The organism is Streptomyces himalayensis subsp. himalayensis, from assembly GCF_013778455.1.
Taxonomy (GTDB): domain Bacteria; phylum Actinomycetota; class Actinomycetes; order Streptomycetales; family Streptomycetaceae; genus Streptomyces; species Streptomyces himalayensis.
On sequence record NZ_JACEHE010000005.1, the window covers coordinates 42,689 to 60,371 of the forward strand.

14 protein-coding genes and 1 pseudogene are annotated in these 17,683 nt (G+C 71.4%); 7 read left to right on the forward strand and 8 right to left on the reverse strand.

From position 1 onward, the window contains the following. The first annotated feature begins 165 nt into the window (after nucleotides 1–165). Entirely contained in the window at nucleotides 166–360 is a 195-nt protein-coding gene (locus H1D24_RS10245) for a hypothetical protein (RefSeq protein ID WP_067283828.1), read from the forward strand. Nucleotides 361–409: 49 nt separating this feature from the next. Next, a pseudogene (locus H1D24_RS10250) lies at nucleotides 410–1,915 on the forward strand (hypothetical protein); the annotation flags it as partial. Nucleotides 1,916–3,023: 1,108 nt separating this feature from the next. Here H1D24_RS10250 and H1D24_RS10255 read toward each other — a convergent pair. Continuing rightward, nucleotides 3,024–4,523, reverse strand: a complete 1,500-nt coding sequence (locus H1D24_RS10255; protein WP_181657138.1) for an SCO1417 family PLP biosynthesis transcription factor — start codon at nucleotides 4,521–4,523, stop codon at nucleotides 3,024–3,026. A 157-nt stretch (nucleotides 4,524–4,680) separates the two neighbouring features. Here H1D24_RS10255 and H1D24_RS10260 point away from each other — a divergent pair, with 157 nt between their 5' ends. The 4 genes from H1D24_RS10260 to H1D24_RS10275 all read left to right on the forward strand — a co-directional run bounded on the left by H1D24_RS10260 (nucleotide 4,681) and on the right by H1D24_RS10275 (nucleotide 8,045). After that, nucleotides 4,681–5,211: a YczE/YyaS/YitT family protein gene (locus H1D24_RS10260; RefSeq protein ID WP_258563984.1), complete on the forward strand. Its 531-nt coding sequence runs from the start codon at nucleotides 4,681–4,683 to the stop codon at nucleotides 5,209–5,211. Next, entirely contained in the window at nucleotides 5,208–5,975 is a 768-nt protein-coding gene (locus tag H1D24_RS10265; protein ID WP_181657139.1) for a glycerophosphodiester phosphodiesterase family protein, read from the forward strand. Before H1D24_RS10260 ends, H1D24_RS10265 begins: the two co-directional genes overlap by 4 nt. Before the next feature lie 102 nt (nucleotides 5,976–6,077). Further along, nucleotides 6,078–7,415: an MFS transporter gene (locus H1D24_RS10270; protein WP_181657140.1), complete on the forward strand. Its 1,338-nt coding sequence runs from the start codon at nucleotides 6,078–6,080 to the stop codon at nucleotides 7,413–7,415. A 255-nt stretch (nucleotides 7,416–7,670) separates the two neighbouring features. Continuing rightward, on the forward strand, nucleotides 7,671–8,045 hold the full coding sequence (locus H1D24_RS10275) for an RNA polymerase-binding protein RbpA (RefSeq protein ID WP_067283835.1): 375 nt from the start codon (nucleotides 7,671–7,673) through the stop codon (nucleotides 8,043–8,045). A gap of 423 nt (nucleotides 8,046–8,468) precedes the next feature. Here the strand turns inward: H1D24_RS10275 and fxsA are convergent, their stop codons facing one another. The 4 genes from fxsA to H1D24_RS10295 form a co-directional block, all read right to left on the reverse strand. Further along, nucleotides 8,469–9,056 (reverse strand): FxsA family membrane protein, encoded by a 588-nt coding sequence (gene fxsA / locus H1D24_RS10280; RefSeq protein WP_181657141.1) that lies wholly within the window; start codon nucleotides 9,054–9,056, stop codon nucleotides 8,469–8,471. A gap of 122 nt (nucleotides 9,057–9,178) precedes the next feature. Beyond that, nucleotides 9,179–9,970 carry a polyprenol monophosphomannose synthase gene (locus tag H1D24_RS10285; RefSeq protein WP_181657142.1) on the reverse strand — a complete coding sequence of 264 codons (792 nt, stop codon included), beginning with the start codon at nucleotides 9,968–9,970 and terminating at the stop codon, nucleotides 9,179–9,181. Nucleotides 9,971–10,562: 592 nt separating this feature from the next. Further along, nucleotides 10,563–12,203 carry an amidohydrolase gene (locus H1D24_RS10290; RefSeq protein ID WP_181657143.1) on the reverse strand — a complete coding sequence of 547 codons (1,641 nt, stop codon included), beginning with the start codon at nucleotides 12,201–12,203 and terminating at the stop codon, nucleotides 10,563–10,565. Between the two features lie 423 nt (nucleotides 12,204–12,626). After that, nucleotides 12,627–13,067: an Lrp/AsnC family transcriptional regulator gene (locus H1D24_RS10295; protein ID WP_181657144.1), complete on the reverse strand. Its 441-nt coding sequence runs from the start codon at nucleotides 13,065–13,067 to the stop codon at nucleotides 12,627–12,629. A 288-nt stretch (nucleotides 13,068–13,355) separates the two neighbouring features. Between H1D24_RS10295 and H1D24_RS10300 the strand changes: the two genes are divergently transcribed. After that, entirely contained in the window at nucleotides 13,356–13,784 is a 429-nt protein-coding gene (locus tag H1D24_RS10300; protein WP_181657145.1) for a hypothetical protein, read from the forward strand. 590 nt (nucleotides 13,785–14,374) lie between these two features. Here H1D24_RS10300 and H1D24_RS10305 read toward each other — a convergent pair. The 3 genes from H1D24_RS10305 to H1D24_RS10315 form a co-directional block, all read right to left on the reverse strand. Continuing rightward, nucleotides 14,375–15,547, reverse strand: a complete 1,173-nt coding sequence (locus H1D24_RS10305; RefSeq protein ID WP_181657146.1) for an acyl-CoA dehydrogenase family protein — start codon at nucleotides 15,545–15,547, stop codon at nucleotides 14,375–14,377. Between the two features lie 291 nt (nucleotides 15,548–15,838). Continuing rightward, nucleotides 15,839–15,988 carry an SCO1431 family membrane protein gene (locus H1D24_RS10310; RefSeq protein ID WP_181657147.1) on the reverse strand — a complete coding sequence of 50 codons (150 nt, stop codon included), beginning with the start codon at nucleotides 15,986–15,988 and terminating at the stop codon, nucleotides 15,839–15,841. 144 nt (nucleotides 15,989–16,132) lie between these two features. After that, a complete protein-coding gene (locus tag H1D24_RS10315) occupies nucleotides 16,133–17,503 on the reverse strand; it encodes a C39 family peptidase (protein WP_181657387.1) in 1,371 nt (456 codons plus the stop codon). Nucleotides 17,504–17,683 lie beyond the last annotated feature (180 nt).

Here is a 17,683-nt window from a genome sequence, read left to right on the forward strand (position 1 = left end):
CTCGCATCCCGAGGCCCGCCCGGGTGGCGCAGCCCGACCCTGCCAATCGATGGAAATCAACGGAATTTCACCCAGTTGCACCTTTTATCGTATGGATACATGCTGTGAGCCTGGAAGTACTCATGGTGACTGTCCTGACTGTCCCCACTGACCAGGAGACCTCTCATGATCCTCTCCATCTCGGGCGTCGTACTGCTCGGCATCATCGTCGTCCTCTTCTGCCGCAAGGACGGGCTCAAGGGCACGCACGCGGTCGTCTGCGGCCTCTTCGGTTTCTACCTCGCCAGCACGGCCATCGCCCCCAGCATCAAGGCCGGTGGCGCGAGCCTGGCGAGCCTTCTGGGCGGGATCAAGTTCTGACGGTCCCGCCCGGTACGCACCCTCTCGAACGCACCCTCAGGAGACAGACGTGTCCCGGCGCGTACTCCCTCGCATGCTGAGCAGCGGCAGCGCCCACTTCGCCCGAGGCCGGGAGCTGGCACGGTCGGCGGCCCGCGGGGCCGGCGACGTCCTCCACCCGCTGATCACGGTCACCCGTGGGCTGCGCCGGCTGGCCGCGTCAGGGCGTCGCAAGTGGGCTGCGACGCCGAAGGACCGTCGCGGGCCGCTCGTGTTCCTGGTGAGTTCTCTTCTCCTCGTCGTCGCGCTGATCCCCTACGGTCCGCTGCTGACGGGTGTCGTGGTGCTGGCAGCGGCGGCCTGGACGGGCCGGGATCGCGCCGGCCAGACGTCCGCGAACGGCCCGGGCGCACCGCAGCTGAAGCGGCTCACCTCGCTGTACGACGCGCTCGTCCCGTACTTCTCGGTCCCCGAGGACCCGAGCCCGCTCTACGCGCACGGCGGCGAGTGGAACAAGGCCTTCGGCTCGTACGAGTTCGACGAGGCAGGCCGTCTCTCGCGGCTCGAGATCCGCTACCCGGCGTACTTCACGGACGGCGAGGCCGAGTCCCGCGCGCGGATCGAGCACCTGGTGCACGCGAAGTCGGGCCGTGGCCGCGAGTACCGCTTCGACTGGGACGAGGAGGGCAACCAGCTGACCGTGTCGGTGCTGCCGCCGCTGCCGACGCACATCGCGGCTCAGCGCTTCGTCACGACGCCTGGTGAGACGGTGCTCGGCTTCACCGACCCGTCTGGGGTACCACGGACGGTTCCCGTGGCGGACGGGGACAAGCAGCGCGACGTGCCGCCGGTCGTCTGGCGCACCGGCATCCGCTCCACCGAGCCGCATCTGCTGGCCGTCGGCCAGCCCGGCAGTGGCACGACGACCCTGCTGCGCTCCATCGCTCTGCAAGCCCTGCAACACGGTGACGTGCTGATTGTGGAGGGCACTGGCACGGGCGAGTACGCCTGTCTGACCGGACGCCGCGGCGTCCTGGCCGTCGAGTGCGGGCTCGCCGGGGCGTCCGCGAGCCTGGAATGGGCGGCACACGAGACGGAGCGGCGCCTGATCGCCGCCAATCGGGCACGCCAGGCGGGTCAGCCGGCCCCGGCCGACACGAAGCGCCCGCTGTGGATCCTTCTCGACCGGCCGAGCATCCTCGGCCACCTTGCGGCCGCCGACGGCCGCAGGGATCCGCAGAGCCTGCTGCAAGTGCCCCTCCGGCACGGGCGGGCGGCCAACGTGACGGTCGTCGTCGCGGACCAGTTCGACAGTCTCGACGGCCTGAGCGACCCGGTACGCCAGCACACGCGCGCGCGGGTCGTCCTCGGCCCCGCCACACCGGACCAGATCGAGGGCGTGCTCGGAGTGCCGCCGCACACCACCCCGACGACGGACATGGCCCCGGGCCGCGGCTACGCCCGGCTGGGCGCAGGTCCGGTACACCGCCTGCAGGTCCCTGCCACACCCGACCCGTACGACGACGCGACCAGCGAGTCCCACCGGAGGGCGGTGATGGATCTGCTGCCGCAGCGCGTCGGAGGGGACGAGGAGCGGGCGGACGAGGAGCGGGCGGACGACGCGCGGGCGGACGAGGCGGGGGCGGGCGAGGCGGGGGCGGGCGAGGCGGGGGCGGCCACGCCCGAAACAGCCGCTGCAGGGGTGGAGCCCGTCGGGGTGGGGGCAGTCGTGGCGGAGGGGGCGTTCGCGTCAGCCCTCGTGGAGACGGCTGCCGGAGAGCGCGCGGGAGACGCTGTGCCCGTCGGGGCAACCGCCACAGCCACCCAGGTGCGGGAGGGAACGGCCGAGGAGCCCGTGCCGGTCGCCGCTGCAGCAGCGGCCCAGAGCCGCGTCACAGGGACAGCGGCCAGGGATACGGCCCGGGCCGGGTCGGCCGCCTCCGCAACACAGATTCACGGGGCGAGGGCTGAGGAGCCCAGGCCGGTCGCCGCCGCAGCCGCACCCGCAGTCGAGAGCCGGATCACAGAGGCCGGGACCACGGATACCGCCCCGGCGGGTCCGGCCCCCGCCAGGGCGGCCGCAGGACAGAGCAACGTCAGGGAGACGACGGCCAGAAATCCGGTGGCCGGGGCCCGATCCCCGGTCGCCGGATCGCCGACCGAGTCACCGGTGTCCGGCTCGCCCGTATCCGGATCCCAGGTCTCCGGGCCACCGGCCACCGAGCCGGTGTTCAACGAATCGGTGGGCGCCGACGCCCCGGTCAGCGAATCCGCCATCGCCGAATCGGCCGTCGACGATCCCGCGATCGGCAATTCGGCCGTCGCCACGGCATCCGTCGCTGAGGCAGCAGGAGCCGAGCGTTGAGGACGCTGCGACCCAAGCGTCCACATCGCCTCAGTCCAGATCGCCGCGCCGCGCTCGAACGGGCGCGTCCCACCGACCCGTCTCCCAGCGATCCCGCGATCACCGAATCAGCGGCCGGCCGGGCAGCACCCGTCGCAGGCCAGCAGCCGCTGAGACCCAAGCATCCCGGCGCCTCCGTCCAAGTCGTCGCGCCGCTATCGACCGGGCGCGCCCACCGACCCGTCGTCCCCCAGCGATCCCGCGATCAGCGATCCAAGGGCCGAGCAGCCCCCGTCACAGGCCAACTGACGCCCGAGCACCAAGCCCGGCCCGCCCGGCCTCAGGCGACAAAAGTCCGCGGTGCCTCCGTCCCCGTCGTCGCGCCGCTCTCGACCAGGCGCGCCGCGGCCGCCAGTCGCGTGGCCGCCTCGTCGGCCACGGCGCCGCCGACGGTGAACGGCAGCCGTACGTAGCCCTCGAAAGCGCCGTCGACGCCGAAGCGGGGCCCGGAGGGTACGCGTACCCCCACCCGCTCGCCCACCTCGGCGAGGCGTGACCCGGACAGGCCGCCCGCGCGCACCCACAGCGTGAGTCCGCCGGACGGGATCTCGAATTCCCAGCCGGGCAGTTCGCGGCGTACTGCGGCGACCAGGGCGTCACGGTTCTCCCGGGCCTGACCGCGCCGGAGGTCGACGGCCTCCTGCCAGCCGCCGGTGCTGAGCAGCCAGTTCACGGCCAGCTGCTCCAGTACGGGGGTGCCCAGGTCCGCGTAGGCGCGGGCCGCCACCAGACTGCGGATCACATCGGGTGCTGCGCGCACCCAGCCGATGCGCAGGCCGGCCCAGAACGCCTTGCTGGCCGAGCCGACGGTGATCACCGTCGAGCCCGCAGGGTCGAACGCGCAGACGGGACGCGGCATCTCAAGCCCTGGATCGAGGTGGAGCTCGCTCATGGTCTCGTCGGCGACGAGCACGGTGCCCGCTGCGCGCGCGGCATCGACGAGCCGGCGCCGCTGATCCTCGCCGGCCAGGGCGCCCGTCGGATTGTGGAAGTCGGCGACGACGTAGGCGAGCCGAGGCGCGGCATCGCGGAACACCTGGCGCCAGCGGTCCATGTCCCAGCCGGCGAGCCCTTCCGCCATGGCGACCGGGACGAGGCGGGCGCCGGCCTCCCGCATCAGCTGGAGGATGTTGGCGTAGCTGGGCGACTCCACGGCGATACGTTCGCCGCGGCCCGCGAAGAGATGGCAGATAGCGTCGATCGCGCCCATCGCGCCAGTGGTGACCATGATCTGTTCGGGCATGGTCGGAATGCCGCGGGCGGTGTACCGGTCGGCGAGCATCTCACGCAGCGCGGGCAGCCCCGCCGGGTAGTCGCCGTGCGTGTGCGCGTACGGCGGCAGCTCCTCCAGCGCCCCCTGGACGGCCCGGGTGAGCCAGGGCTCAGGTGCGGGCAGCGCGGCGCAGCCGAGGTCGATCATGGAGCCGAGCGCCTCGGGGGGCAGGGGTTCGAGCCCGCGCGCGGGCAGCGGGTTCCCGGCCGGTACGGCGGTCCAGCTGCCCGCGCCCCTGCGGGACTCCAGGAACCCTTCGTTGCGCAGCTCCTCGTAGGCCGCGGCCACCGTGGTGCGGCTGACGGACAGCGCAAGGGCCAGCTCGCGCTCCGCGGGCAGGCGCGCGGCGACCGGAACGCGCCCTTCGAGGACCAGCACCCGGATGCCGTCGGCGAGTGCACGGTAGGCGGGCGGCCTGCGGGTGCCGGGGCCCGCGGGACGGGCCTGCTGGGAGGTGAGCAGCCGGGCGAGCTGCACCGACCCCACTGCGGAAGTCCAGTGCGCCATGATTCCAGTCCACCTTCCCCGAATTGGCCATGGATGGCTTGCGTTTCCAAGCCACAGAGTGTCACGGACCGGTCCACTACTACCAGCAGGGGGGCATGTTTTGTCCACGACGTCAGCACGCGGGAGTTCTGAGAGGCCTAAGAGCCCTCAGGGCCCCATGAGTTCCAGGAGCTCCGAGAGCTCCGAGAGCTCCGAGGGGCCCGTCCCCACCGATCCGGCTGCGGCAACGGATCTCACGCCGAAGCGGCGGCACCTCCTACGAAGGCTGCTCCAGCTCTACGTCGGTCTCACGCTGTACGGCGTGAGCTCGGCGCTCCTCGTGGAGTCCGGTCTCGGCCTGGAGCCGTGGGGCGTGCTGCACCAGGGCCTGGCCGAGCTCACGGGTGGAGTCGCGACCGGCCTCTACATCGCGGCGAAGTTCGGCCCCGGCCCACGGGACGGCCTGATGACGGGCCTGCACCGGCGCACCGGCCGCTCGATCCGCCTGGTCCGCACCGCCATCGAGGTCGCGGTCGTGGCGACGGGCTTCGTCCTCGGCGGCACGGTGGGCGTGGGAACGGTCCTGTACGCGCTGTCGATCGGCCCTCTCGCCCAGGTGTTCCTGCGCGTCTTCGCCGTCCCCACGGCACCGGCGGGCAGCACAGTCGTTGCCGCTTCGCCACCGAACCGAGCGATACTCCATCAGTGACCACAGCCACACGCCACCCCTATCTCGACCATCCGGGGCCCATAGCCTTCGCCCACCGCGGCGGAGCAGCCGGCGGTCTGGAGAACACCGTGGCCGCCTTCCGGCACGCGGCCGAACTGGGCTACCGCTACATGGAGACGGATGTGCACGCCACATCGGACGGCAGGCTCGTGGCCTTCCACGACGCGACGCTGGACCGGGTGACGGACGCGGGCGGCCGCATCGCCGACCTCCCGTGGAGCGAGGTACAGCACGCGCGCGTGGCGGGCACCGAACCCGTCCCCCTCTTCGAGGAACTGCTCGAGATCTTCCCCGACGTGCGCTGGAACGTCGACATGAAGGCGGACCCCGCGCTGCTCCCGCTGATGGATCTGATCGAGCGCACGCGCGCGTGGGACCGCATCTGCGTCGGCTCGTTCTCGGAGGCGCGGGTGGCGCGGGCGCAGCGCATCGCGGGCCCGCGTCTTGCGACGTCGTACGGCACACGGGGTGTGCTGGGGCTGCGCCTGCGGTCGATCGGCGTCCCGGCCGCGGTGCGCCGCTCCGCAGTGTGCGCTCAGGTCCCTGAGAGCCAGTCCGGTGTGCGCGTCGTCGACCACCGCTTCGTACGCGAGGCCCACGCGCGCGGGCTGCAGGTCCATGTCTGGACCATCAACGAGGCGAAGCGGATGCACGCGCTCCTGGACCTGGGTGTGGATGGCATCATGACCGATCACATCGAGACGCTGCGCGACGTGATGAAAGACCGCGGGATCTGGGTCTGAGCGGCCCGGGTCTGACGGTTCCCCGCGCGCCCGGCGTCCGCGTACGGGGAGACCGAGGGCGAAGCGAGGGCACGGGTGGGGACACGACCGGGAGCCGACGCCGTGCAGACGGCGGGGAACGGCGACGACGAGAGAGCCGCACGGCGGCGCGAACAGCGCGGCTGGTACGTCTACGACTGGGCGTGCTCGGTCTACTCGACGAGCGTCCTCACCGTGTTCCTCGGCCCCTATCTCACCGAGGTCGCCAAGTCGGCCGCGGACGCGGACGGCTTCGTGCATCCGCTGGGCATCCCGGTCCGCGCCGGATCCTTCTTCGCGTACTCCGTGTCCGCGTCCGTGATCCTGTCGATCCTTCTGATGCCGCTGGCGGGCGCCGCCGCCGACCGTACGGGCCGTAAGAAGCCACTGCTCGCGATCGCCGCCTACGTGGGCGCGGCAGCGACGGCGGGCATGTTCTTCCTGGCCGGCGACCGCTATCTGCTCGGTGGGGCGCTGCTGATCGTCGCCAACGCCTCGCTGGCGGTCTCGATGGTGCTCTACAACTCGTACCTGCCGCAGATCGCCACGCCCGAGGAGCGCGACGCCGTGTCCTCACGGGGCTGGGCCTTCGGTTACGCCTCCGGCGCACTCGTCCTGGTGGCCAATCTGGTGCTCTTCTCGGCCCATGACAGCTTCGGGGTGTCCGAGGGGACGGCGGTACGCATCTGTCTGGCCTCGGCGGGCGTGTGGTGGGGCGCCTTCACGCTGATCCCGTTGCGGCGGCTGCGCGACCGCCGGGCGCCGGCCACCCAGGCGTCCACCCATGGCTGGCGGCAGTTGGCCGCGACCGTACGCCATATGCGCCGGCATCCCCGCACGCTCGCCTTTCTTCTGGCGTATCTCGTCTACAACGACGGAATCCAGACCGTGATCTCGCAGGCGTCGGTCTACGGCTCCCAGGAGCTGCGGCTCGGCCAGTCGACGCTGATCGTCGCGGTGCTGCTGGTGCAGGTGCTGGCCGTGGCGGGCGCGCTCGGCATGGGCCGGCTGGCCCAGCGGTACGGCACCAAGCGGACGATCCTCGGCTCGCTGGTCGCCTGGACCGTCACCATCGGCGCCGGTTACTTCCTGCCCGCGCGCACGCCCGCCTGGTTCTTCGTGCTCGCGGCGGGCATCGGCCTGGTCCTCGGCGGCAGCCAGGCGCTGTCACGGTCGCTTTTCTCACATCTCGTGCCGCGCGGAAAGGAGGCCGAGTACTTCTCCGCGTACGAGATGAGCGACCGCGGGATGTCCTGGCTCGGCCCCCTGCTGTTCGGACTCACGTACCAGCTGACCGGCAGTTATCGGGACGCGATCATCTCGCTGGTGCTCTTCTTCGTGCTCGGTTTCGTGCTGCTCGCGCGGGTTCCCGTGCGGCAGGCGATCCAGGATGTCGGCAACCCCGTTCCCGAGCGGATTTAACACCGGGCGGCAAAGGGCGGTAGTGTACGCGTTTGGCCTGCCAGGCGGACCGTTACTGCGTGACAAAGCTTGATGAGCGCTGGGTGACATCTGCTGCCAGATGTGACAAACCGGGCGTCGGTGGGTACAAAAAGGGGCGGCTACGACGGCGACGCATGACCCAGATCGGGAATCTTTACCGCCGACCGGACGTTGACCGGATGACGACGACAGCGACACCTGTCCTGTGGGCGACAAGCCCGGGAGGCACGATTCATGAGTGAGCGAGCTCTTCGCGGCACGCGCCTCGTGGTGACCAGCTACGAGACGGACCGCGGCATCGACCTGGCCCCGCGCCAGGCCGTGGAGTACGCATGCGAGAAGGGGCACCGCTTTGAGATGCCCTTCTCGGTCGAGGCGGAGATCCCGCCGGAGTGGGAGTGCAAGGTCTGCGGGACCACGGCACTCCTGGTGGACGGCGACGGCCCTGAGGAGAAGAAGGCGAAGCCTGCGCGTACGCACTGGGACATGCTGATGGAGCGGCGCACTCGCGAGGAGCTGGAAGAGGTTCTCGAGGAGCGGCTGGCCGTTCTCCGCTCCGGCGCCATGAACATCGCCGTGCACCCGCGGGACAGCCGCAAGTCCGCCTGACCCGAAGGGCCAGGCGACCGCCGAAGGCACACAGCCGCGGCGGCTACACCTCGGTGTGGCCGCCGCGGCTTCTGTCTGCCCGGCCTCGGTCACGGTGTCAGCCGAGCGGACCTGCGTCCTTACCGGCTGCGGTAAGGGCGCCGGCGGCGGTGGCGGGCCGACGCCCGGACCGCGCTGCGATCAGCCCGGCAGCCGCGGCGGGTGCGCCGCCACGACAAGGGCACCACCCCGGCACCGGGTGGCGCGGGCAAGGGACCCACACCATCGGGGTGCCGCTGTGCCCACCCATGCCGCCCCTGCGGCACGACTGCCCACAGCCGCAGCGGCGACCGCCAGCGGTGCACGCGACGCCGTCCGTGCCTCGCTGCCTTCAGGGCGTCATCGGTGGCCGTGGGCCGGCGTTCGGGCCGCGCCGCGGACCAGTCAGGGCGTCAAGGGCGGCCTGGGGCCGGCGTCCGGGTGAGACGTGGGCGGTGCGTCGTCGCGGATGACCTCGCCCTGGACGACCTTGCCGTCCGGCCGGCGCATACGGGCCTGCTGGAACGCGTCTCCCAGGCTGCCGGGCGAGGCAGCCCGCAGCCGCCGCTCGAAGGTCCGCTCCGCGTACCGGCTCAGCGCCTTCTGGACCGGCGGCACCAGGCAGAGCAGGCCCAGGGCGTCGGAGATCAGGCCGGGCATGATCAGCAGCAGCCCGCCGAGCATCGTCAGCGCATTGCCGCTGCCGCGCCGGTCACCCGCAGGGACGGCACCCGTCTGCTGTTGCTGCTGCAGCGCCTCGCTCAGCCGCCGGAAGGCCCGGCGTCCGGCGCGCTTGATGAGCAAGGATCCCAGCACGATCCCGGCGATCAGCAACAGGAAGACGGTGAACCCGCTTGCCGCGTCCGCCACGACGGTCAGCAGCCAGATCTCCAGCACCAGCCACGCGGCGATGCCGAGCGGCAGATAGGAACGCGGCCGGGAGGAGCGGCGGGGCTGAGCGGGGTTCGTGGGAGGCGGTGCGCCAGTCGTCATGCCCCCCAGTGTGCCGGTGCCGGGCTCAGACCCGCGTAAGAGGCCGGTCGACGGGAGCGACCGGCCGACCGGACGAGGCGGCGAGGGGGCGAGGCCCCGCCAGGACACGGTGGTGCAGAGGCTCAGGCGTGTTTACGGCTCAGCAGGCGGCCGACCCGCTCCCCCACACCCCACGCCGTGACCCGCCACAGCGCCTCGACGACGATGTCCCGGCTCATCTTGGAGTCCCCGTGCTCACGCTCGACGAAGGTGATGGGCACCTCGACGACGTGGTAACCGGCCTTGACCGCACGGCGTGCCAGGTCGACCTGGAAGCAGTACCCCTGCGAGGCGACCTCGCGAAGGCCGAGGCCCTCGAGGGTCTCGCGGCGGAAGGCGCGGTAGCCGCCGGTGACGTCCCGGATGGGGATGTCGAGCAGCACCCGCGAGTACGTACTGCCGCCACGGGAGAGGAACTCACGGGAGCGAGGCCAGTTCACGACGCGGCCGCCGGGCACCCAGCGGGAACCGAGCACCAGGTCTGCGCCCTTGAGGGCGGTGAGCAGCCGGGGCAGCTCCTCGGGCTGGTGGGAGCCGTCGGCGTCCATCTCGATCAGTACGCCATAGCCGTGCTCGAGACCCCAGCGGAAGCCGGCGAGGTAGGCCGCGCCGAGACCTTCCTTGCCCTTGCGGTGCAGCACCTGGACGTGGTCGTCACCGGCGGCGATCTCGTCGGCGAGCTCACCGGTTCCGTCGGGGCTGCTGTCGTCGGCGACGAGGACGTGCGCCTCGGGCACGGCGGCTCGCACCCGATCGACGATCGACTTGATGTTCTCCGCCTCGTTGTACGTCGGGATGATCACCAAGGCCGTGCCGAGGGGACCGAACTGCCGGCCCTGCGCCGCCACGCGTGCGCTCTCATCACCGTCGTTCACTGCTGCCCCTTCACGTCTGTACGCAGAGCACCACCATAGTGGCCACTGCCTGCGCCGTCGTGGTCAGCGGGCCGTTGTGGGGGTGTCGATACGACAAGAACCAGGGAAGAGAACAAGAACCAGGAAAGAGAACGGCGAAGCCCCGGTAGGGCCCCGCTGCGGATCGGGGCCCGGCGCCCTTCGGGCCGACCTGGGACCCGCTGGCTGCGGATCTACCGAAAGCCGTTGTCTACTGAGCATCCGGGCCCCACCCGGGTCGCACCTTCCCCCAGGCTCTGGAGGAGCAGGGAGGGACCCCCATCCGGCAGGAACGTTCCCTCGCCCCCGAGGCGCGGGCGCTGGGACTGGCTCCCAGTGGTGGTGCGCCGGTGCGGCACACCACCCCATGCCCCAGCCGCGTTCGACGACTGCGTGGAGGTTCCCCGTCGGACGTCCAGTGGTGGACCCGGCCGAACCTACCGGCCGACCGCAGCTCTCTGTCAACAGCCGTGCGAGCTGCCTCGATTCCCCGAATCGGCAGGTCAGTGCCGAGGAAACCCAGGTGGCACAACGGCACGGCGCTCCAAGATCGACCGCGCGCCTTCCCCGTACATCACTCGTCCGGCCGTACGAAGACCGGCTGACCGAACACCACCGTGCGCAGACAGACGGGCAGTTCGGCGCCCGGAGAGAGATCTGGCAGACCAGGGGTGCCTGAGCGAGGATCGGTGGACCAGCGGGCGACGCGGTCGTCGGGCGCCTGGACGAGCAGGTCGCCGGTGCGCCACACGGCGTAGTCCGCGGGCGCGCCGGGCACCAGAACTCCCGCGTCGTCCCTGCCGATGGCCCGCCAGCCGCCGCGCGTGTGGGCGGTGAAGGCGGCGCGTACCGAGACGCGGTGTTCGGGCGTGCGGTGGAAGGCCGCGGCCCGGACGGTGCCCCACGGGTCGAGAGGCGTCACGGGGCTGTCGGAGCCGAAGGCCAGCGGGACACCCGTACGCAGGAGGGCCGCGAACGGATTGAGGGTACGCGCGCGTGCGGCGCCGAGGCGCTGGGCGTACATCCCCTCCTCGCCGCCCCACAGCGCGTCGAAGGCAGGCTGGACGGAGGCGGTGAGGCCGAGTTCGGCGAAGGCCGCGATGGTCTCCGGGGTGAGCATCTCGGCGTGCTCCACGCGGTGCCGGGCGGCGCGGATTCGGGCCATGCCCAGCTTGTCGGCAGCGGCGCGCACCCCCTCGACGACCGCGGTGACGGCGGCGTCGCCGATGGCGTGGAAGCCCGCCTGCAGCCCGGCCTCGGTACAGGCGGTGACGTGGTCGGCGACGGCCGCGGCGTCCAGGTACGCGGCGCCGGTGTGGCCGGCGTCGGCGTACGGCTCGTGCAGGCACGCGGTGTGCGAGCCGAGGGTGCCGTCGACGAACAGGTCGCCCGCGGCGCCGATCGCGCCCAGTTCCCTGACCTTCCCGGCGTCCCGCGCGTCCGCGATCCGCTCGGCCCAATAGCCCACGACGCGCGGCCCGGGCTCCTCGGCTGCCAGCCGCAGCAGTCCGGTGAAGTCGTCCTCACTGGAGATGTCGGGGCCCGCACACTCGTGTACGGAGCCGATGCCGAGCGACGCGGCGTGCCGCAGGGACGCGCGCTGGGCCTCTCTGCGCTGTTCGGGGGTGACCGCGGCGTGGGCGGCGGCGCGCACGGCGTGGTGGGCGTCGCGCGTGAGCGGCGCGTCGGGCTCGTATCCGGCCCGCTCGGCGATACCGGGCACGAGGTCGAGCAGCGCCGTGCTGACGACCGCCGAGTGGACGTCGATGCGGGAGAGGTAGAGCGGGCGGCCACCGGTCGCCTCGTCGAGCTCGGCGCGGGACGGCGGGCGCCCGCCCAGCCAGCGGGCGGCGTCCCAGCCGTGGCCGAGCAGGACCCGGTCGTGCGGACGCGCGGCGGCGTGCTCCCGTACGAGTACGAGGGCCTCGTCGAGAGTGCGGGCACCGGTCAGGTCGAGGCCGTTGAGGGTGAGACCGGTCGCTGTCGTGTGTACGTGGGCGTCGGTGAACGCCGGGGTGACCAGGGCGCCGTCGAGGTCGATCACCTCGTCGACGCCGTCCGCGAAGGCGTCGGCGGCCCCCTCGGAGCCGACCCAGGCGACGTGTCCGCGCTCGACGACCATCGCGGTGGCGAAGGGGTCGGCAGGGGTGTGGATGTCGCCGCGGCGCAGCAGCACGGTGCGATGGTCTCTGCGACTGGTGGGGCTCTTGCTCATGGGGACAGTCTCTCCCCCTGTGCCCCCGGCGCCTTCGTCGGGTTCCACGTCGGGGCGCCGTACGACGTGGGGTTGCGCCCACCCTCCCCCACTGCCCCAGGGCCTGTGTCGGAAGTGGCGTCGTTCGCCCGAAGGGCGGGCCTCGCGGCGTCTGGTGCGTGCGATCGCAAGGCGCCGGAATGTCCTCGATGGGGGCACCTCCCATGCCCTTAAGGCAATGGGGGAGGAGCTACTAGGGCATTTCGGCAACGCGGCGTGGGGGCACCTCCTGGGGGCACCCCCAGCGTTAGCTGGGGGAGTTAGCTGGGGGAGTGCGTGCCAGGCGTCGCGAGGCAGGCGCCACTTCCGACACAGGCCCTAAGGGCGTGGGAGGTGCACCCAGCCCAGCGGAACGACTGCCCACAACAGTGCGACGGTGTCCGGTCAGATTCTGGGGGGTCTGGCCTCGTACGGGGTGGAGAGGACCACCGTCGTGCGGGTTGAGACGCCGGCCAGGGAGCGGATGCGGGTGAGGAGGTTTTCCAGTTCGAGCGGGGTGGCCACGCGCACCTTGAGGATGTAGTTCTCGTCGCCCGCGACGCTGTGGCAGGCCTCGATCTCCGGGACGCCCGCGAGCCGGTCTGCGATGTCGTCCGGCGCGCTGGGGTCGAACGGCTTCACCGAGATGAAGGCCGTGAGCGGCAGCCCGACGGCCTCCGGATCGACGACCGCGGCATAGCCGCGGATGACGCCGCGCTGCTCCAGCCGGCGCACCCGCTGGTGCACGGCCGACGTGGAAAGACCAGTGGCCTTGCCCAGGTCGGTGTAGCTCATCCGCCCGTCCTTGACGAGCAGCTGCACAATCTGACGGTCCAGCTCCTCCATGGCGCAAAAGCTACAGTGCGCATGATCCCCGGGGATACATGCGCGGCTATGTGGAGGATGGCCCAACCACCGGACCATCCCCCCGTTTTTCCCCCGGTTTCCGGGCTCCCGGCCGCCCATGGCCCCTCGCGGCGTTCGAGGTTTCGGCATCTGCAACCGGCATGTGACGAAGACCACAGCACTGTGACCGTGTCTGAGGGTTGGGCGCGATTACCCGTACGACCAGGCGGGAAGTGCTTGCTGTGGTCCAGGCCGCAGCGCCTTGCCGGCCCACCCGAGGGGGAGTTCATGCAGAGTCTGAAGCGTCCCGGTCGCCCTGCCCGCAGCAGGCAGCAGCCGGTCATCGAGCCCGCACCGGAGGGCGTCGAACCGGTCGAGGACGAGCTCGACACCTACGACACTCTGGAGATGTACCGGGTGATCTGCCCGGACTGCGCCCAGCCGATCGCCCTGCTGGCGGACGAGGACGTCCTGCCCGAGCATGCGCTGTGCGCCTCTCCGTGGAACCCGTTCGGGCTCACGGTCTGCGCCGGCACCGGGCGCTGGGCGTCCGACGCGCGGCCCGCCGACGAGTCCATGGAGGCTCAGGAACAGGAGACCGGCCTCCTTCTGACGCTCCCTCAGGGGCTGAACTGGCGGACGCAGCCGTTCTCGCACGTCGGCGGCCCGGGCTCGCGCCCGATCCGGATGCCGGCGATCCGCCGCCCTGCCGCGTAGGCGCGGTCCCGCGGCCCGCGCCCACGGTGGTCGCCTCATCCGGCCTCAACAGCGGCCCGTTTCAGTACCTGATCAGTTCGCGTAGCCGATCGGCCCCGTAGCCGATCGGCCCCCGTAGCTGTCCTGCGCCATCGCAGTGAACCTGCCGTGGTGCAGGATCAGTGTGTCCAGCGCTCTTCGCCGGGCTCGCCGTGGCGACGTACCGGAGATCCCCTGGCACGGCCACTTCGCCATGGCTGCATGTGGCGGTAGGCGACGCTCAGCATCACGAACGATGAGGGTCCAGTGCCACAGCTCGGCCGGCCCGACGCGGGCAGGACCTGAACGGAGAGTCGATTCCTCCCGCCGGTGACCTGTCCGCCCGTCCGGGCGTTGACCCGGTATGACCCCTCCCCATTCCGCGACAGGCCGCCGTCGCCGCCTTGTGGTCCCCGCGCTCGCAGAATCGGTTCCCCGGCCGCCCCAGCCGCAGGACCCGCCCATCTATCGCGCCCTGCTGACGTCCTGGGCCAACCGGGGCAAGACGCTGCCGGGGCGCCACGACCCGGAGTGGGTACGGCTCGCGGCGCCCCTGGTCAGGGCCGGACAGTTCAGCGGGACTCGGGTCCCGCGAGGTGACGCGCGATGACCATGCGCTGGATCTGGTTGGTGCCCTCGACGATCTGCAGCACCTTCGCCTCGCGCATGTAGCGCTCGACGGGGAAGTCGGCGGTGTAGCCGTAGCCGCCGAGCACCTGAACGGCGTCCGTGGTGACCTTCATCGCGGTGTCGGTGCACAGCAGCTTCGCCATGGCGGCCTGCTTGGAGAAGGGCTTGCCCGCATCGCGCAGGCGGGCCGCCGCGAGGTAGAGGGCCCGGCCCGCCTCGATGTGCGTGGCCATGTCGGCCAGCATGAACCGCAGCCCCTGGAAGTCGGCGATGGGGCGGCCGAACTGCCGGCGCTCGGTGGCGTAGGCCAGCGCTGCGTCCAGTGCCGCCTGAGCCACACCGATCGCGCAGGCCGCGATGCCGAGCCGCCCCGAGTCGAGTGCGGACAGGGCGATCGCGAAGCCCTGACCCTCCTCGCCGATGCGGCGGGTGTCCGGCACGCGGACGCCGTCGAAGTGCAGCTGAGCGGTGGGCGAGCCCTTCATGCCCATCTTCTTCTCGGGTGCCGCGGCGCTCAGGCCCTCGGCGTCCCCGGGCACCAGGAACGACGTGATGCCGTGCCTGCCCTCGGCGCCGGTGCGGGCGAACACCGTGTAGAAGTCGGCGACACCACCGTGCGTGATCCAGGCCTTGGTGCCGGTGAGCACCCAGTCGCCGCCGTCCCGTACCGCCTTCGTCCGCAGGGACGCCGCATCGGAACCGGAGGCGGGCTCGGACAGGCAGTACGCACCGAGCAGACCGCCGCCGAGCATCGCGGGCAGGTGCTCGTTCTGCTGCTCCTTGGAGCCGTAGCCCGCGAGCGCATGGCAGGAGAGGGAGTGGACGCTGACGCCGAGGCCGACCGTCAGGCGCGCGGCGGCAAGCTCTTCGAGGACCTGGAGATAGACCTCGTACGGCTGGTCACCGCCGCCGTACTCGGAGTCGTAGGGCAGTCCGAGCAGTCCTGACTCGGAGAGAAGGGTGAAGACTTCGCGCGGAAAGCGCCCGGCGTCCTCCTCCTCGGCCGCCGTCGGGGCGATCTCGCGCTGTACGAGATCACGTACGAGCGAGAACAGATCCCGGGCCTCGTCCGTGGGCAGTTGACGGTCCACCGGCTGCGGGGCGCGGTCGTGCATGGCGACGCTCTCCTCCCTGTCGGGCACTGCGGCGGACGCGCGCACGGGGTGTGGCGGCGCCGCCGACGGGTCCGGGTCCGACGGCGGCAGCCGCCGGGTCACCGGCCCCGGAAAACTCTGCACGCCTCAGCCGATGCTGCCCTCCCGGGTCGCGGAACGGGCTGATCAGCGGCTGTGGCGCGTTGAGTATGCCCGATCGGAGGCAGCACGTCACGGCGTGAACGGATCTCGGCCGGACGACCCGGAATCAGGCGGGGTCAGCGAGCCCAGGTGCCTCTTCAGCCACAGCTGTCACATGAGCCCGGCCTGCGTGACGAACATCGCGAGAACCACGACCAGGGTCCAGCCCAGGACGTGTTCCAGGATCTTGGGTCCGTCGTCGGGCCCGCCGGTACGGGTGCGGGTCCGGGCGCGGCCGGCGGTGGCGGAGGTCGAGGTCATGGCATCTCGCTTGACGTCGTACGGCAGTGGACTCCCCCCACTGATCCGTCCACTTTGCCACCGAAAAGTCCTCCCCAAGGGCCCTCACGGCCGAGACATCGGTCACGCACGCCGAGACAGGTCACGCACCAGCAGCCGGGGTGCTCAGCGCACGCCCACAGCGGCCAGTGCCCTCGCCTGCTGCGGGGTCGGCCGGGCAGGGAAGTACAGGTAGCAGACACCGCCGGTACCGGAGACCACCTTTCCGGTGGAGTTGTACCGCTTGGTCCTCAACCAGATCGTCTCCCACTCGCGCCTGTCGTAGACGCGCCGTACCGCCTCGTTGCCCGGCGACGCCGGGTCATTCGCGATCACGTCGCCGTCGGCGGTGAAGCCGATCACCGTCATCAGATGCCCCGACGTGCCGTAACCGGCCCCCGTGAGCTCCTCCTCGAGGAACGACTGCGAGGTGATCGCCGGGATCCCCGCGCCGATCAGCGTCTCCAGGTCGGTCAGCGAGCCGAGCCGGGTGACGACGCCCTGCAGGTCCTTGTACGTCGCCGCGTAGGCGGCGTTGAACGGCCAGTTGCCGCAGCCCTCGTACTGGTAGTCGTACGTGAATCGCGCCGCATGGCACACCTGCGGGTCGGCGTAGGAGGGGTCGACCCAGGCCAGGACCTCGGCCGTCGGCTTCCGGCCCCAGTACTCGATGATCATCTGTGAGGAGGTGGGGCTGCACCACGCCTCGCCGCCGTTGTCGTACTCCGGGTACTGGCCGACGTGGATGTTCTGCGAGTAGCGCGGAACGGTCAGTTCCCTGGCGAGGCCCGGGGTCGACTCCGGGACCGTGAAGCGGTCAGGGATGTCGGAGCCCATCGCGCCGAGCCGCCACACCGTGGGCGTGGCCTTGCTGCCGGGCTTGCGGTACAGCATGAGGCGCAGCCGGTACGAGACGAGGCGCAGCCCGGACGCCGGGGCGTCGATCGCGAAGGTGTCCGTCCAGATGCTGCTCTTGTCGTCGGTCTGGTCGTCTACCGAGGTGCGCTTGATGTCCTGGTCACCGGCGGCCCAGCGCCCCATCACGTACCAAGGGGTGTCCGTGCCGTCGGTGTAGGTGCCCTTCAGTTCGACCTGGAGCCAGGTGCCGGCCGGAGTGTGGGCGTTCCAGAACGCGATGGCCTCGGTCGAGGGCACGGCGAGACGGTGGACGGGCGAGGTCCACTCGGCGTACTCCCAGATCCCGGTGGCCCCGGTGTGCGGGTCCGTGTAGTCGGTGGTGCCCGCGGGCCGACCGATCACCACGCCGGGACGGCTGCCCGCGACCACACGGGTCCCGGCGGACACGCCGCCGCACCAGTCCGTGTACGAGGTCCAGGCGCGGTTGTCGACCAGGGATGCGGTGGCCGTGGCCCGCGCGGCACCGGCGGAGGCGGACGCGCTGCCGGCGGCCGATGCGCTGCCTGTGCCCCCGGCCGCCGCGGCGGCGACGGCGGCGGCAAGCACGGTCCTACGGGACATCGAGTGGGATCTGGTCATGGACAGGGCCCCCAGTGGACGGCGGATCCGGAAGAGGTAGGTCAGGTTCACGACACGACAGTGGGCCAACTATGGCGGGTGCCAAGCGCGTTCTGCCAGCACCTCGGAGGCCGCCACGCCCACCAATATTGGCCTTGACCTCTGAATATTCCGGCGCCTGCGCGCCCGTACGCTTGAGGC

Bases quoted from the DNA above. Each gene is read 5' to 3' on its own strand.
- H1D24_RS10255 (WP_181657138.1), bottom strand. From the start codon at position 4,523: ATGGCGCACTGGACTTCCGCAGTGGGGTCGGTGCAGCTCGCCCGGCTG.
- H1D24_RS10315 (WP_181657387.1), bottom strand. From the start codon at position 17,503: ATGACCAGATCCCACTCGATGTCCCGTAGGACCGTGCTTGCCGCCGCC.
- H1D24_RS10305 (WP_181657146.1), bottom strand. From the start codon at position 15,547: ATGCACGACCGCGCCCCGCAGCCGGTGGACCGTCAACTGCCCACGGAC.
- H1D24_RS10310 (WP_181657147.1), bottom strand. From the start codon at position 15,988: ATGACCTCGACCTCCGCCACCGCCGGCCGCGCCCGGACCCGCACCCGT.
- H1D24_RS10275 (WP_067283835.1), top strand. From the start codon at position 7,671: ATGAGTGAGCGAGCTCTTCGCGGCACGCGCCTCGTGGTGACCAGCTAC.
- H1D24_RS10290 (WP_181657143.1), bottom strand. From the start codon at position 12,203: ATGAGCAAGAGCCCCACCAGTCGCAGAGACCATCGCACCGTGCTGCTG.
- fxsA (WP_181657141.1), bottom strand. From the start codon at position 9,056: ATGACGACTGGCGCACCGCCTCCCACGAACCCCGCTCAGCCCCGCCGC.
- H1D24_RS10300 (WP_181657145.1), top strand. From the start codon at position 13,356: ATGCAGAGTCTGAAGCGTCCCGGTCGCCCTGCCCGCAGCAGGCAGCAG.
- H1D24_RS10295 (WP_181657144.1), bottom strand. From the start codon at position 13,067: ATGGAGGAGCTGGACCGTCAGATTGTGCAGCTGCTCGTCAAGGACGGG.
- H1D24_RS10245 (WP_067283828.1), top strand. From the start codon at position 166: ATGATCCTCTCCATCTCGGGCGTCGTACTGCTCGGCATCATCGTCGTC.
- H1D24_RS10260 (WP_258563984.1), top strand. From the start codon at position 4,681: ATGAGTTCCAGGAGCTCCGAGAGCTCCGAGAGCTCCGAGGGGCCCGTC.